Annotated in this window: 13 protein-coding genes and 1 riboswitch; of the genes, 4 read left to right on the top strand and 9 right to left on the bottom strand. The window is 68.5% G+C overall.

Annotation, left to right across the window (positions count from 1 at the left end):
• Positions 1-154 precede the first annotated feature (154 nt).
• From RB628_RS35885 to RB628_RS35845, 9 genes are all read right to left on the bottom strand, one after another.
• Positions 155-823 carry a trimeric intracellular cation channel family protein gene (locus RB628_RS35885; protein WP_318324827.1) on the bottom strand — a complete coding sequence of 223 codons (669 nt, stop codon included), beginning with the start codon at positions 821-823 and terminating at the stop codon, positions 155-157.
• 125 nt (positions 824-948) lie between these two features.
• Positions 949-2,157, bottom strand: a complete 1,209-nt coding sequence (locus RB628_RS35880) for a dipeptide ABC transporter ATP-binding protein (RefSeq protein ID WP_318324826.1) — start codon at positions 2,155-2,157, stop codon at positions 949-951.
• Positions 2,154-3,245, bottom strand: coding sequence for an ABC transporter ATP-binding protein (locus RB628_RS35875; protein WP_318324829.1), 1,092 nt, complete (start codon positions 3,243-3,245; stop codon positions 2,154-2,156). Before RB628_RS35875 ends, RB628_RS35880 begins: the two co-directional genes overlap by 4 nt.
• A 5-nt stretch (positions 3,246-3,250) precedes the next feature.
• A complete protein-coding gene (locus RB628_RS35870; RefSeq protein WP_318324825.1) occupies positions 3,251-4,258 on the bottom strand; it encodes an ABC transporter permease in 1,008 nt (335 codons plus the stop codon).
• Between the two features lie 68 nt (positions 4,259-4,326).
• Positions 4,327-6,099: an ABC transporter substrate-binding protein gene (locus RB628_RS35865; protein ID WP_412180778.1), complete on the bottom strand. Its 1,773-nt coding sequence runs from the start codon at positions 6,097-6,099 to the stop codon at positions 4,327-4,329.
• Positions 6,100-6,134: 35 nt separating this feature from the next.
• On the bottom strand, positions 6,135-7,133 hold the full coding sequence (locus RB628_RS35860; protein ID WP_318324823.1) for an ABC transporter permease: 999 nt from the start codon (positions 7,131-7,133) through the stop codon (positions 6,135-6,137).
• 433 nt (positions 7,134-7,566) lie between these two features.
• A complete protein-coding gene (locus RB628_RS35855; RefSeq protein ID WP_318324828.1) occupies positions 7,567-8,379 on the bottom strand; it encodes an enhanced serine sensitivity protein SseB C-terminal domain-containing protein in 813 nt (270 codons plus the stop codon).
• A gap of 198 nt (positions 8,380-8,577) precedes the next feature.
• Complete coding sequence (locus RB628_RS35850) at positions 8,578-9,378, bottom strand: enhanced serine sensitivity protein SseB (RefSeq protein WP_318324822.1); 801 nt, start codon at positions 9,376-9,378, stop codon at positions 8,578-8,580.
• Positions 9,379-9,471: 93 nt separating this feature from the next.
• Positions 9,472-10,152 (bottom strand): AAA family ATPase, encoded by a 681-nt coding sequence (locus tag RB628_RS35845; protein ID WP_318324821.1) that lies wholly within the window; start codon positions 10,150-10,152, stop codon positions 9,472-9,474.
• Between the two features lie 219 nt (positions 10,153-10,371).
• A riboswitch (glycine riboswitch) is annotated at positions 10,372-10,472 on the top strand.
• A gap of 162 nt (positions 10,473-10,634) precedes the next feature.
• On the opposite strand from RB628_RS35845, the gene gcvT reads away from it, so the two are divergent.
• From gcvT to RB628_RS35825, 4 genes are all read left to right on the top strand, one after another.
• On the top strand, positions 10,635-11,753 hold the full coding sequence (gene gcvT, locus RB628_RS35840; protein WP_318324820.1) for a glycine cleavage system aminomethyltransferase GcvT: 1,119 nt from the start codon (positions 10,635-10,637) through the stop codon (positions 11,751-11,753).
• A gap of 103 nt (positions 11,754-11,856) precedes the next feature.
• The gene (gcvH, locus tag RB628_RS35835) at positions 11,857-12,234 is read left to right on the top strand and encodes a glycine cleavage system protein GcvH (RefSeq protein ID WP_318324819.1); all 378 of its coding nucleotides are present in this window, start codon (positions 11,857-11,859) and stop codon (positions 12,232-12,234) included.
• Positions 12,235-12,263: 29 nt separating this feature from the next.
• Positions 12,264-13,526 carry a serine hydroxymethyltransferase gene (gene glyA, locus RB628_RS35830; protein WP_318324818.1) on the top strand — a complete coding sequence of 421 codons (1,263 nt, stop codon included), beginning with the start codon at positions 12,264-12,266 and terminating at the stop codon, positions 13,524-13,526.
• A gap of 102 nt (positions 13,527-13,628) precedes the next feature.
• Complete coding sequence (locus RB628_RS35825) at positions 13,629-15,011, top strand: L-serine ammonia-lyase (protein WP_318324817.1); 1,383 nt, start codon at positions 13,629-13,631, stop codon at positions 15,009-15,011.
• Positions 15,012-15,312 lie beyond the last annotated feature (301 nt).

Genomic DNA, 15,312 nt, shown 5'->3' with positions numbered 1-15,312 from the left:
CCGCAGGTCGCGGAGTGCAGTCCAGCGGCCCCGAGGAATTGCGCAGCAGAGTCGATCATCCTCCTCAAAGAATGAGCGCTACCGGTACGCCGTTCCTCCTCACGACGACGCGGGCGGGGGAAGACGGGCGACGGCACGACGACCACAACCGGCTCTACCCGTCGGCCTCTTCCCCACCAGCCGTCGACCGCCGGTGCCACGCACGCGGCGCTCGCCAGTGGAACCGCATCGCGAGCAGCCGCAGTACGAAGGCCGTGACGACCGCGAGCCCGCTGGTGACCGGGTTGAGCACGTCGTAGCGGATACAGACGACGACCAGTGCGGAGCCGACGATCGCCGGGACCGCGTACAGGTCACGGTCCCAGCGCAGCAGTGAGGGCACCTCGTTGGCGAGCACGTCACGCAGCACTCCGCCGCCCACGGCGGTCGCGAGACCGAGGGCGGCGGAGGCGGTGAGGCCGAGGCCGTAGTCGTACGCCTTGACCGTGCCCGTGACACAGAACAGCCCGAGCCCCGCCGCGTCGAACACGTTTACCCCCGCCTGGATGCGCTCCACCTCCGGGTGGAGGAAGAAGACGAGCAGCGCGGCGAACAACGGCGTCACGAAGTACCCGAGATCCGTGAACGCGGCGGGCGGTACCGCCCCGATGACCAGATCCCGCAGCAGCCCTCCGCCCAGCGCGGTGACCTCGGCGAGTACTGCGATCCCGAAGACGTCGAAGTTCTTGCGTACGGCGAGCAGGGCGCCGGAGATCGCGAAGACGAAGATGCCGACGAGGTCGAGGGTGTGCTGGACGGAGGGGCTGAAGAGCTGCTGGATCACACCCGTATTCTCACCGCGACCGGCTCACAGGGCGTGGAGACCGCGGCGACGGCAAGGAAGGAGGCCGTCGCGGTGGCGACGGCCTCTCCCTTCGGACTGTGCAGCCTTCACCGACTGGTCATGCCCTACTTGTCCGTTGACCTCTGTGACTCCTGTGGCCCCTGTGACTCCTGGGGGTCGGCCGGAGAAGCCTCGGTGGTCTTCTCCGCGGGTTCCGCCGCCGGCGTCACCAGTTCCACCGCCTCCCGGGCCGCCGTCAGCAGCTCGGTGTCCTGCGGGGCCTGGTCATCGGCGTTCTCCGGGTGGTGGCAGGCGACCTGCTGGCCGGGCCTCAGCTCCAGGAGCGGCGGCTCGGTCGTTCTGCAGATCTCCGTCGCCTTCCAGCACCGGGTGTGGAAGCGGCAGCCGCTCGGCGGCGCGATCGGCGACGGGACATCGCCCTTGAGCAGGATGCGCTCGCTCTTCGCGCCCCGGCGCTTGGGGTCGGGAACCGGCACCGCCGACATCAGGGCCTTGGTGTACGGATGCATCGGCGCCTCGTACAGGGAGGACCGGTCGGCGAGTTCGACGATCTTGCCGAGGTACATCACCGCGATGCGGTCCGAGACGTGGCGTACGACGGAGAGGTCGTGCGCGATGATCACGTAGGTCAGGCCGAGTTCCTTCTGGAGGTCGTCCATCAGGTTCACGACCTGCGCCTGGATCGACACGTCCAGCGCGGAGACCGGCTCGTCCGCCACGACCAGCTTCGGCTTCAGGGCGAGCGCGCGGGCGATGCCGATGCGCTGGCGCTGGCCGCCGGAGAACTCGTGCGGGTAGCGGTTGAAGTGCTCGGGGCTCAGGCCCACCAGCTCAAGAAGGCGCTGTACCTCCCTCTTCACCCCGCCCTCGGGCTCCACGCCCTGGAGGCGGAAGGGCGCCGAGACGATAGAGCCAACGGTGTGACGGGGGTTCAGGGAGCCGTACGGGTCCTGGAAGATCATCTGGATGTCCCGCCGCAGCGGACGCATCCCGGCCGTGTTCAGCCGTGTGATGTCCTGGCCCTCGAAGTGGATCGAACCGGCGGTCGGCTCCTGGAGCCTGGTGATGACCCGCCCCATGGTCGACTTGCCGCAGCCCGACTCGCCGACCACGCCGAGGGTCTCCCCCTTGCGCACCTCGAAGTCGATGCCGTCGACGGCCTTCACCGCGGCGACCTGACGCTGCAAAATCCCCTTCTTGATGGGGAAGTGCTTGACCAGGCCCTCGACCTTGAGCAGCACCTCGCGCTCGTCGGAGGAGGAGGCGGGGGAGGGCGAAGGATCCGCCGCCTCGGGTTTCTTCGTCTCACTCACAGCTTCGGCGCAATCTCTTCGGTCCAGATCCGCGTACGGTCCTCCGGCGAGAGGTGGCAGGCGGAGAAGTGGCCGCCGGCGACCTGCTGGAGCTCCGGGCGCACGGTACGGGTGACGTTGCCCTCGGGGATGTCCGCGTACGGGCAGCGCGGATGGAAGGCGCAGCCCGAGGGGATGTTGATGAGGCTCGGCGGCTGGCCCTTGACGGGGATGAGCCGGTCGGAGGTCTCCCGGTCGATGCGCGGCATGGAACCGAGCAGACCCCAGGTGTACGGGTGCTGCGGCTGCTCGAAGATCTCGCCGACGGGCCCCCGCTCCACGCACCGGCCGCCGTACATCACCAGGACCTCGTCGGCGATCTCGGCGACCACACCGAGATCGTGTGTGATGAGGACGACCGCGGAGCCGAACTCCTTCTGCAGATCGCGGATCAGGTCGAGGATCTGCGCCTGGACGGTCACGTCGAGTGCGGTCGTCGGCTCGTCCGCGATGAGCAGTTCGGGGTTGTTGACCAGCGCCATCGCGATCATCGCGCGCTGGCGCATACCGCCGGAGAACTCGTGCGGGTAGCTGTCGACGCGCTTGCCGGGCTCGGGGATGCCGACCCGGTCGAGCATCTCGATCGCCCGGGTGCGGGCGACCTTTCTGCTGACGTCGTGGTGGACGCGGTACGCCTCGACGATCTGGTGGCCGATCTTGTAGTACGGGTGCATCGCGGACAGCGGATCCTGGAAGATCATCGCCATCTCGCGGCCCCGCAGCTTGCGCACCTCGTCGGGGTCGGCGCCGACCAGTTCCCTGCCGTCGAGCCAGATCTCGCCGGACATCTGCACGTTCTTGCCGCGTGCGCCGAGCCGGTGCAGGCCCATGATGGCCAGCGAGGTGACGGACTTGCCGGAGCCGGACTCGCCCACGATGGAGAGGGTCCTGCCCTTCTCCAGCTGGAAACTGAGTCCGTCGACGGACTTGACCAGGCCGTCGTCGGTCGGGAAGTGCACCTTGAGGTCGCGGACTTCGAGGAAGGCACCGGGCGCGTTCGTGGGCGAGGGCTCGCCCATCGCGGCGCCGTTCGCAGACAAAGGAGTCAGTTCGGTCACGAGAGCCTCACCCGCGGGTCGGCGGCCGCGTAGAGCAGGTCCACCAGAAGATTTGCGATCACGACGAAGAGGGCGGCGAGCAGGGTGACGCCGAGGATCGGCGGCAGGTCGTTGTCCTTGATACCCTGCACCGCGTACTCGCCGACGCCGTGCAGTGAGAACACCGTCTCGGTGATCAGCGCACCGCCGAGCAGCAGGCCCAGGTCCATGCCGAACACCGTGATGATCGGCGTCAGCGCGGCCCGCAGACCGTGTCGGACGACGACCTTGCGCTCCCGCAGACCCTTGGCGCGGGCCGTGCGGATGAAGTCCTCGTTCATCGTCTCCAGCATCCCCGAGCGGGTGAGCCGCGCGTAGATGGCGGAGTAGAGAAGGGCGAGCGAACACCACGCCGGGAACAGCGTGTTGGCCCACTGTGCCGGGTTCTCCGTGAACGGAACGTACGTTCTACCGAAGATCGGCCACTGGTAGGTGAAGAGCAGCAGTGCCAGGTTGCCCGTGAAGAACATGGGCAGTGAGACACCGGCGAGGGCGACGCCCATGAAGGACCGGTCGAACACCGAGCCGGGCTTCAGCGCCGAGATGACACCGATCGCCACACCGGACACCAGCCACAGCACGGCCGCGCCGGCGGCGAGGGAGATCGTCACCGGAAGGCGGGAGGTGAGCTGCGGCCAGACCTCGACATGGGTCTTGAAGGAGTAGCCGAAGCACGGCGCGTTGCACTGTGCCGTGGTGGGCCCCAGGTCATAGGTGGCACCGGACACGATCCCCTTGATGAAGTGCCAGTACTGGAGATAAAGGGGGTCGTCCAGACCGAGGTTGCTCTTGACCGCAGCGATGTCCGCCGCCGACGGGCTCTTCCCGATGTACTGCTGGGCCAGCTGGTCGGCGGTCTGTCCGGCGAGCCGTGGCAGCAGGAAGAAGATGGCGAAGGTCACCGCGGTGACGACCAGCAGCAGGATCACTGCCGCGAACGTCCGACGGAGGATGTACGAGATCACGGGGATCGGCCTGGTGCCCGCGGGCTGCTGAGCCCGCGGGCACCAATGCCTTCACCTGCCTTCCGGGGCTACTTCTTGGTCGTGCCGATGTTGAGGTAGTCGTACTGACCGCTGAAGGCCGACGTGGACACCAGGTTGGTGTAGTTGGCCGGGCGGTACAGCAGGACCTTGAAGTAGGTCAGCGGGACGAGGGCAGCCTCGTCCATCGTCTTCTTGTCGACCTCGGTGTACATACCGTCACGCGCGGCCTTGTCCTCGGTGCCGATCGCTGTCTCCAGCAGTTCGTTGACTTCCTTGTTGTCGAACTGCGAGAGGTTGGTGTTGCCCGAGGCGCCGATGGCGTCACCGTGCAGGATCTGCTGGAGGAAGCCGTAGCCGGACGGCCAGTCGGCACCCCACTGCATCATCATCAGACCGGCGTTGTTCTCCGCGCCCCACTTCGGGACACCCGCGTAGTCGGTGAAGTACTTGCCCGACGGGAACTGCTTCAGCGTGGCGTTGATACCGGCGGCCTTCAGCGAGTTGATGATCGCGGTGGCCGCGTCGATCTCCGCCTGACGGTCGCTGCGCGCCGTGATGCTGGTGTTGATCGTGGTCTGGCCGCAGGCCTTCAGGTGCTCCTTGGCCTTGGCCGGGTCACCCTTGTTGCCGTCGGTGGCGTAGGCATCCGCCTTCTCGTAGCCGGGGATGTCCGGCGGGAGGACGGTCGTGGCGATGTCACCGCGGACCGGGCCGCCCTCGGCGGTCTGCACCGAGACCTTGTCGATCGCGTACTGCACGGCCTTGCGGCACTCGACGTTGTCGAACGGCTTCAGCTTGGTGTTGATCGCCATGTAGACGAGACGGCCACCGTAGGTGTTGTCGGTGTTGGCCTTCTTGTCGGCGCTGCTGAGGACGTCGGCCTGGGTCGCGGCCTGGACACCCGTACCACCCAGGTCGATCGCGTTGCCGGCCTGGACATCCTGGTCGATGGTCTCCGGGTTGACCTTCAGGTTGACCACGATCTTGTCCGGGTACTGCTTGCGCAGCGGGTCGGTCGCGGCGTCCCAGTTCTCGTTGCGGACGAGGACGACCTGCTTGCCCTCGTCATAGCTCTGGAACTTGTACGAGCCCGAGGACACGATGCTCTTGACGTAGTCGATGCCCTTGTCCTTGGCCTGGGGCACCGGAGCGGTCTGCGGCTGCGCGGCCAGGTAGTCGAACTCCTGGAAGGCGCGGTTGAGCTTGAAGACGATCGTGGTGTCGTCCGGCGTCTGGATGGACGCGAGGCCCCCGGCGCTCTTGTCCTTGTAGGGGCCCTGGTACTTGTCGCCGCCGTCGAGGAACTGCTGGAAGTAGTTCGGGCCGAGGGAGAGCACGTCACGCGCGAAGTTGGAGCGCTCGACGGCGTACTTGACGTCCTTCGAGGTGATCGCGGTGCCGTCCTCGTACTTCAGCCCCGAACGGAGCTTGTACGTCCAGGTCTTGCCGCCGTCGCTCGGCACACCGGCGCTCTCGGCGAGGTCCGGGACCAGCTCGTTGCCCTCGTCGCCCGGACCGGGCTTGAAGGTCATCAGCGGGCGGGCGTACAGCCGGCTGAGGTTGAACATGTACCCGTAGTACGTGTTGCCGGGGTCGAAGGAGTCCGGGACATCGGAGTACTCGTAGGTGACCGTGCCCCCCTTCTGGGTGGAGGCGTTGACGACACCCTTGGTCGCTGCGTCGGCCCCAGCCGCCTTGGTACCGTCCGTCGTCGAATCGTCATCGGCTTTGCTGCAGCCTGCGAGCAGCAGACTCACAGTTCCGATCGCCGCAACCGCGGCCAGCGCTGACCTTCGCATGATGGTCTGCTTCTCCTCCATTAGTGGAAACTTGCTGAACTCCCGACACGACCGCATCAGCGGCTGCGCGGGTCGAGTGCGTCCCGGAGACCGTCGCCGAGCAGGTTGAACGCCAGGACGGTCACGAAGATGGCGAGGCCGGGCACGATCATGTACTGCGGGTCGACCTGGTAGAAGTCGACCGCCTGGTTGAGCATGCCGCCCCAGGAAGCCTGCGGGGGCTGGATGCCGACGCCGAGGAAGCTCAGGGACGCCTCGAAGAGGATGTTGGTCGGGATGAGCAGCGTCGAGTAGACGATGATCGGGCCGACCAGGTTCGGCAGCAGCTCCCGGAAGAGGATGTACGGCCCCTTGGCGCCCATTCCCCGGGAGGCGTCCACGAACTCGCGCTCGCGCAGGGCCAGCGTCTGGCCCCGGACGATGCGGCCCAGGTAGGGCCAGTTGAAGAAGCCGATGACGAAGATCAGCACGGTGATGTGGAGCGGCAGCCCTTCGAGGCCGAACGCGCCGCCCTGGAGCGTGGCGGAGATGGCGATGGCGAAGAGCAGGAGGGGGAAGGCGAGGAAGGTGTCCATCAGCCGGCTGATGACCGTGTCGACCCGTCCGCCGTAGTAGCCGGCGACCACACCGAGGATCGTGCCGATCACGTTGGACAGGATCGTGGCGCCGAACGCGACGACCAGCGAGACCCAGGAGCCCTCCAGGATGCGGGTCGCGATGTCGCGCCCGAACTTCGGTTCGACACCGAGCGGGTGGTCCCAGCTCATGCCGCCGAAGCCGCCCTTGGGGAGGGAGGTGTTGGGGTCGATCAGGTCCTGGTTGAAGGCGTTGGGGTCGAGGCCGAACAGGGCCTGGATGGGCCGGGAGAGCATCGCGGTCAGCACCAGCAGGATGACGATGACACCGCCGGCGACCGCCACCTTGTCCCTCTTGAACCGGGACCAGGCGATCTGCCCCAGGGAACGGCCCTCGATCTGCCCCTTACCGGCGCCGATGAGCACAGCCTCCGGCTGTGCCTCGGCTGCCGCTGCGGTGGTCTCGATCGGTGCGGTCACAGTGACCCGACCCCTCTCGCCGGTGGTGACCGGCCTACGCCTGCCGCTGTCCGCGGCTTGATTCACTTGCTCGCCGGGCACGGGTCGCAGATGGTGCGGCCCACTCGGCTGGTGCTGTTCCTGGCTGATCCTGCGTGACGATCCGTGCTGATTAGTCGACTTAACCACGCACTGTCGACCGCAGGGACCGCCGCCCCCATCGTCTGACAGGCGAGTCTTCAGTGATTCGGCGATCACGTGGAAGGTCTGTCGGCGAAAGTATGCGCAACCGTGATGCTGTCCTGGGGATTCCGTTATCCGAACAGCGGGTAACGCCCGTCGGACGCGGGGCAGTTGGGACACAAGGGGCAAATCAACACCATTGCGACGATTCGCCGCGATCTACGCGCGAAGACAGTGTCGCGCGAATTCGGCCGTCCGGATGAAGATCCGCTCAGTAGAGACCCCGCGCGGGCGGATAGCCGTATCCGCCGGCCGGAGCCTGCTGTGTCTGGGGCGGGGCGGCGATCGCGTGGGCCTCGCGGTCGTAGAACGGGCGGGCGTTCGCACGCAGCCACATCACGACCGGGTCCTGCTCGTCCGACATCGCCACCGTCGACACCGGCAGCCCGTCGGGGACCGCTCCTATCGACTGCTGCATCATCGCGCGCACGGAGTCGACGGCGGGCGGCGACGTGTCGTACACGTCCAGCCCGATGGCGAGATACGGCGCCCCGAGTGCCGGCTGCACCCAGGCGCGGCGCAGGGAGCGGACCGCCGGGGTGCGGTGGGCGTTCTGCGAGAGGAGGGCGTAGAACTGCGGGATCTCGATGCCGGGTTCGGCCAGGCGCAGGGGTCCGGCGGGCTGGCGCTCCAGGCCCGTCGCGATCCGGCGCAGATCGAGCCAGGGGATGCCGACGCCGCCGCCCGGGGAGTGCGGGTTGAGCCAGAGGCCGTACTGGTCCGGGTAGAGGGTGCGGGCCACGTCGAGGCCGTCGACCACCTCGTACGACCTGTTCCAGCCGCTGACCGACAGTTCCTGGGCTGAGGTCACGCACGGCGCGTAGCCGTACCCCTCGACCTGCATGTTTCCGTACTGGGCGTCCGGCGAGCCGGCCTGGCCGTGCCAAAGCAGCATCCAGATCTGGCCGGAGGACGGGGTTGCGAGGGCTCGCAGGAGCGCCTCGTAGGCGTCGTAACGCCCGGGCGTCACCTGGCGCAGCATGTGCTCGACCTGACCGGCCGCGGCCGTGCCCGACGCGCTCACCATTATCGCCCCTTCGTAACCCCTACCGAGTTGTGCGTTCCCAGCTTAAGCGGCGCCGCTGACAGACACGGTCTGCAGGAAGGTCGCCCAAGAGCTCGGGACCTGCTGCGCTTCGGCGGCTGCCGGTCATTGTGGCTGGTCGCGCCCACGCGGCACAGCCGCAAGATGTCACAGCCCCGTCCCCCTTCGGGGCGCTTCTCAGTGCCCGTGTCGGTAGAAGGGACGGACCTTCTCCCTCAGCCAGTCCGTCACCGGGTCCTGGGCCGCGTCCAGGAAGACCAGGTTTACCGGCCACTTGGGTTCCGCTGCGCCCAACGCCCTGCCCAGCGCGTCCATGGGGATGGTGCGGGCCAGAGGGTCCCAGGGGGAGAGTTCCACCCCGATGAACATGACGGGGGCCGACGTCTCGATGGTCGCCAGGCAGCGGCGGGCCGTCAGCACCACGCCTGTGCCGGCGAACTCCGTCGAGGCGGCGGCGAGGAAGTCGACCGGATCCTCCTGCCAGTTGGGCTCGTAGAGGCGGACCCGGCCGCCTGCGGCGCCGTCGAGGACGGTGCGGCCGGAGCGGCAGAGTTCGGCCACGGCCGGGGGCGGCAGGGGGACGCCGACCACGCCGTCCGGGTTCACGGCGATGCCGACCTGGGGCGGCAGGCCACGGGCGAACTCGACGGCGGGCGCCACGGTGTACGGCACATGGGCGCCGACGACCTGCCGGAACTGATCCTCCGAGCTGAAGACCGGTACGTACGCCTGGCCCGCGATCTCCATCGTGGGCAGATCCAGGGGGCCGGTGTGGGCGCCGCCGCCGGACGGGAGGGGGACCCAGACGAAGCTGCGGCCGAGGACCTCGACGATGCGGGCGCCCGCGCCGGGGACGCCGAGGGACGCCGAGAGCACCTCCTCCAGCTCGTTGCCGGGCCATCCGCCGTGCGAACGGTGGTACGCCTCCGCGGGAAAACCCCCGGGAAAGTCCGGGGGGGAGTCCGCCGGGATGTCCATCTGCCTACCGCCTGCTGTGAACCGCTGTCATGAGTCCCTTGGTGGGAGTCCCTTAATGGGCAAAACCCTAACCGGCCCCGGCTGCTACGGAGGTCAGTCCGCGAAGTCGATCCTGCGCAGGGTGTCCGCCGCGTCCCGGTCGATCAGCACCGCCGAGTCGCAGCCCTCCGGCAGGTTCCCCTTCTCCACCGAGCGCAGCAGCCGCGAGGCGGCCTGACGGTGGCGCAGGAACGCGTACCGCGAGACGCCCCGGCCGCGTTCGCGCTGACCCTCCAGCGCCTCGTCGGGGGTGACGTCGAGGAGGAGCAGATGCAGGGTGCCGCCCCGGCGGCGGGCCTCGCGGGCCAGCCAGCCGCGCACCCAGGCCTGCGTACCGCAGTCGTGGACGACGACTCCGGCGCCGGAGCGCAGGGCGCGGCGCAGTCCGGCGTAGTGGGCGAGGCGGACCAGGGGCCGGTAGACGGCATAGGGGAGGAAGGAGGGCGTACGGGCGTCCCAGCGGTCGCGGGTGTTCTGGGAGTCGATGCCGGTGGCGCGCACCGCCCGGCGCATCAGCGTGGACTTGCCGCTGCCGGGCAGACCGGTGACCACGACAAGGTCGCGGGCGCCGAAGGTGAGGCCGTACGGGCTGTGGCCCGAGCGCTGCCGCAGATCGCGGATCACGGGTGCCGGGCGCGAGGCGCACGCCTCCCGGGCCGGGGCGGCCGGCTGTGCGGGCAGCGCGTCGGTCAGTGCGAGGGCCGTGGTCGCCGCATACGCCGTGGTCCTGTTCACCGTGATCGTCCTCCCATGGGGTCGGGAAGTACCGTCCCCGTCGAGTGTAAAGAGAAGGTAATACGCGGTGTCTCTCGTTTGGGTCCGCTTACTGCAACAGGCCTGCTACAGGGCGGTATGTACACCGGTGGCGGGGCTGTGCTCCCCCTGTGAAGGGTCCCCCTGCCGGGCCGAACCAATGCGTGCGATGATGTGCCCGCCAACTGCATACCGGCCGCTTGAATCCGCGCGGGAGAGTTCCGGACACCCCTGGGTGCCCGGGCGCCGAAGGAGCAAGTCCCTCCCTTGAATCTCTCAGGCCCCGTTACCGCGCGGGCGAGGCACATCTGAAAAGCGGGCCCCCGGTCCTGGCGACCAGTGGCCCCACCCAAGGTGCAAGTCTGTGACCTGTGTTTTCACGCTCGTGGTCACGACGAACCTCTCAGGTTCCGATGACAGATGGGGAGGAACGACCTCGCCGTCATGCCCTGGGAGCACAACCGATGAGCAGTAGCCCTCTGCGTCTGACCGCGCTCGATGCCCTGCATCGTTCGCTCGGCGCGACCATGACCGACTTCGCCGGCTGGGACATGCCCCTGCGGTACGCCTCCGAGCGCGACGAGCACCTCGCCGTGCGCACGAAGGCCGGCCTCTTCGACCTCTCCCACATGGGCGAGATCACCGTGACCGGGCCGGAGGCCGCCGCGCTGCTCGACCACGCGCTGGTCGGCAACATCGGGTCCGTCGCCGTGGGACGCGCCCGCTACACCATGATCTGCCGGGCCGACGGCGGCATCCTGGACGACCTGATCGTCTACCGTCTGGCCGAGACCGAGTACCTGGTCGTGGCCAACGCCGGAAACGCGCAGGTCGTGCTCGATGCCCTGCTGGAGCGGTCCGACAGCTTCGACGCGCTGGTCCGCGACGACCGGGACGCCTACGCGCTGATCGCCGTACAGGGCCCGGAGTCCTCCGGCATCCTCGCCGCCCTCACCGACGCCGATCTCGACGGTCTGAAGTACTACGCGGGTCTGCCCGGCACGGTCGCCGGTGTCCCCGCCCTGATCGCGCGCACCGGATACACGGGCGAGGACGGCTTCGAGCTGTTCGTGGCGCCTGGTGACGCGGAGAAGGTGTGGCAGGCGCTGACCGAGGCGGGCGCGCCCGTCGGGCTCGTCCCCTGTGGTCTGTCCTGCCGGGACACACTCCGCCTGGAGGCGGGCATGCCGCTGTACGGGCATGAGCTGACCACCTCCCTCACCCCCTTCGACGCCGGGCTCGGCCGGGTGGTCAAGTTCGAGAAGGCGGGCGACTTCGTGGGCCGCGCCGCCCTGCGCGAGGCTGCCGAGCGCGCTTCGTACGAGCCGCCGCGGGTACTCGTCGGCCTGGTCGCCGAGGGCCGTCGCGTCCCGCGCGCCGGGTACGCGGTCGTCGCCGGCGGCCGGGTGATCGGCGAGGTCACCTCGGGCGCCCCCTCTCCCACCCTCGGCAAGCCGATCGCGATGGCGTACGTCGACGCGCCGCACTCGGCGCCGGGTTCGGCGGGCGTGGGGGTGGACATCCGGGGCAGTCACGAGCCGTACGAGGTCGTGGCGCTGCCGTTCTACAAGCGCCGGAAGTAACTCTGGCAGCGTCGGAAACACATCCGTGTCCTGCCCTGTTCACGGGCAGTCCGTGTAGTACCCCATGCATGACCAGTCCCCCGCGTACAGGAGAATTCAGGCCATGAGCAACCCCCAGCAGCTGCGCTACAGCAAGGAGCACGAGTGGCTGTCGGGCGCCGAGAACGGCGTCTCGACAGTCGGTATCACCGAGCACGCGGCCAACGCGCTCGGCGATGTCGTGTACGTCCAGCTTCCCGAGGCCGGTGCCACGGTGACCGCGGGTGAGACCTGCGGTGAGCTGGAGTCGACCAAGTCCGTCAGCGACCTGTACTCCCCGGTCAGCGGTGAGGTCACCGAGGTCAACGAGGACGTCTCCAACGACCCGTCGCTGGTGAACTCCGCCCCGTTCGAGGGCGGCTGGCTCTTCAGGGTGCGCGTCTCCCAGGAGCCGGGCGACCTGCTCTCCGCGGACGAGTACACCGCGTTCTCCGGCAGCTGAGGCCCCCAGGCGTAAGGACGTACAGACCCATGTCGCTTCTGAACACTCCCCTGCACGAGCTCGACCCGGACGTCGCCGCAGCCGTCGACGCCGAGCTGCACCGTCAGCAGTCCACCCTGGAGATGATCGCCTCGGAGAACTTCGCCCCGGTCGCCGTCATGGAGGCCCAGGGCTCGGTTCTCACCAACAAGTACGCCGAGGGCTACCCCGGCCGCCGCTACTACGGCGGCTGCGAGCACGTCGACGTCGCCGAGCAGATCGCGATCGACCGGGTCAAGGAGCTGTTCGGCGCCGAGTACGCCAACGTGCAGCCGCACTCGGGCGCCTCCGCCAACCAGGCCGCGCTGTTCGCGCTGGCCCAGCCCGGCGACACCATCCTCGGCCTGGACCTGGCCCACGGCGGCCATCTGACCCACGGGATGCGGCTGAACTTCTCCGGCAAGCAGTTCGACGTGGTCGCCTACCACGTGGACGAGGCCGGTCTGGTCGACATGGCGGAGCTGGAGCAGCTCGCCAAGGAGCACCGGCCGAAGGTGATCATCGCGGGCTGGTCGGCGTATCCGCGTCAGCTGGACTTCGCCGAGTTCCGCAGGATCGCGGACGAGGTGGGCGCCTACCTCTGGGTCGACATGGCGCACTTCGCCGGTCTGGTCGCGGCGGGCCTGCACCCGAACCCGGTGCCGTACGCGGACGTCGTCACCTCGACGACCCACAAGACGCTGGGCGGCCCGCGCGGCGGGATCATCCTGGCGAAGAAGGAGTTCGCGAAGAAGCTGAACTCGTCCGTCTTCCCGGGCTTCCAGGGCGGCCCCCTGGAGCACGTGATCGCGGCGAAGGCGGTCTCCTTCAAGGTCGCCGCCTCCGACGACTTCAAGGAGCGCCAGCAGCGCACGGTGGACGGCGCCCGCATCCTGGCCGAGCGCCTGGTGCGCGCGGACGTCGGTGAGCACGGCGTGTCCGTCCTGTCCGGCGGTACGGACGTCCACCTGGTCCTCGTCGACCTGCGGAACTCCGAGCTGGACGGCAAGCAGGCCGAGGACCGTCTCCACGAGGTCGGCATCACGGTCAACCGGAACGCGATCCCGAACGACCCGCGCCCGCCGATGGTGACCTCGGGCCTGCGGATCGGCACCCCGGCACTTGCCACCCGCGGCTTCACGGCCGAGGACTTCACGGAGGTCGCGGATGTCATCGCCGAGACCCTGAAGCCGTCGTACGACGCCGACAGCCTGAAGGCCCGCGTGAAGGCGCTGGCCGACAAGCATCCGCTGTACCCCGGTCTGAACAAGTAGTTCCTTTTTGTGGGGTGTCCCGCACACTCGTAGGAGAACGCTCGTGAACGAGCGCGTGCGGGACACCCCACCTCCTGCTCCACCCCGCATTGAGGAGTCCCCGTGGCCATCTCGGTCTTCGACCTGTTCTCGATCGGTATCGGCCCGTCCAGCTCCCACACGGTCGGTCCGATGCGCGCGGCCCGCCTGTTCGCGCGCCGGCTGCGCAACGAGGAGGTCCTCGGGGCGGTGGCGTCGGTCCGCGCGGAGCTGTACGGCTCCCTGGGCGCGACCGGACACGGTCACGGCACTCCCAAGGCGGTGCTGCTCGGACTGGAGGGCGCCTCGCCGCGCACGGTGGACGTGGAGGGCGCGGACGGGCGGGTGGAGCAGATCAAGGAGTCGGGGCGGCTCAGGCTTCTCGACGAGCACGAGATCGGCTTCTCCTTCGACGACGACCTGGTCCTGCACCGCCGCAAGACGCTGCCCTACCACGCGAACGGCATGACCCTCTGGGCGTACGACGCCTCGGGGGCCGAACTGCTGTCGAAGACGTACTACTCGGTGGGCGGCGGATTCGTCGTCGACGAGGACGCCGTGGGCGCCGACCGGATCAAGCTCGACGACACGGCACTGAAGTACCCCTTCCGCACGGGCGACGAGCTGCTGCGCCTGACGAAGGAGACGGGCCTGTCGATCTCCGCGCTGATGCTGGAGAACGAGCGGGCCTGGCGCACCGAGGACGAGATCCGCTCCGGTCTGCTGGACATCTGGCGCGTGATGCAGGCGTGCGTGTCGCGCGGTATGTCCCGCGAGGGCATCCTTCCGGGCGGGCTCCGGGTCCGCCGCCGCGCGGCCATGTCGGCACGTCAACTCCGGGCGGAAGGCGAACCGTTGGCGCGCGCGATGGAGTGGATCACGCTGTACGCGATGGCGGTGAACGAGGAGAACGCGGCGGGCGGCCGGGTCGTGACGGCCCCGACGAACGGGGCGGCGGGCATCATCCCGGCCGTCCTGCACTACTACATCAACTTCGTGCCGGGCGGTGCCTCCGAAGGAGAGAAGGAGGAGGGCGTGGTCCGTTTCCTGCTCGCCGCCGGCGCGATCGGCATGCTGTTCAAGGAGAACGCGTCGATCTCCGGTGCGGAGGTCGGCTGCCAGGGCGAGGTGGGCTCGGCCTGCTCGATGGCGGCGGGCGCACTGGCCGAGGTCCTGGGCGGCAGCCCCGAGCAGGTCGAGAACGCGGCCGAGATCGGCATGGAGCACAACCTCGGCCTGACCTGCGACCCGGTCGGCGGCCTCGTCCAGATCCCGTGCATCGAACGCAACGGCATGGCCGCGGTGAAGGCGGTCACGGCGGCGCGGATGGCGATGCGGGGGGACGGCTCGCACAAGGTGTCCCTGGACAAGGTCATCAAGACCATGAAGGAGACGGGGGCCGACATGAGCGTCAAGTACAAGGAGACGGCCCGGGGCGGGCTTGCGGTGAACATCATCGAGTGCTAACGAAGCAGGCTCTGACCAGTGCGTTCGTGTCTTTCAGCACTGTCGGGGCCTTCACTGCTCACATGCCGGAAAGTTCCTGAAAAGTCCCTGGGAAATCCGCTGGGATGGCGTCCGGCCTGCGGGTCCATGGCACATGGTCAACGACGGGAACTCCGCCCCCGCCATCTGGATGTATCGAATCGATCCCCGGAGACCACCAGAGGGGTATTGCTCGGCACATGAGTGCTGCGGAAATCTCGCGCCTGGAGGACTCCGTTGGGAAAGGGACGAACCGTCGAACGAGGTGGTCGCCCCGGTCGCG

The organism is Streptomyces sp. ADMS (assembly GCF_033441795.1).
Taxonomy (GTDB): Bacteria; Actinomycetota; Actinomycetes; order Streptomycetales; family Streptomycetaceae; genus Streptomyces.
Note: the sequence above shows the minus strand (reverse complement) of the source record. Positions and strands in the feature narration are given on the sequence as shown.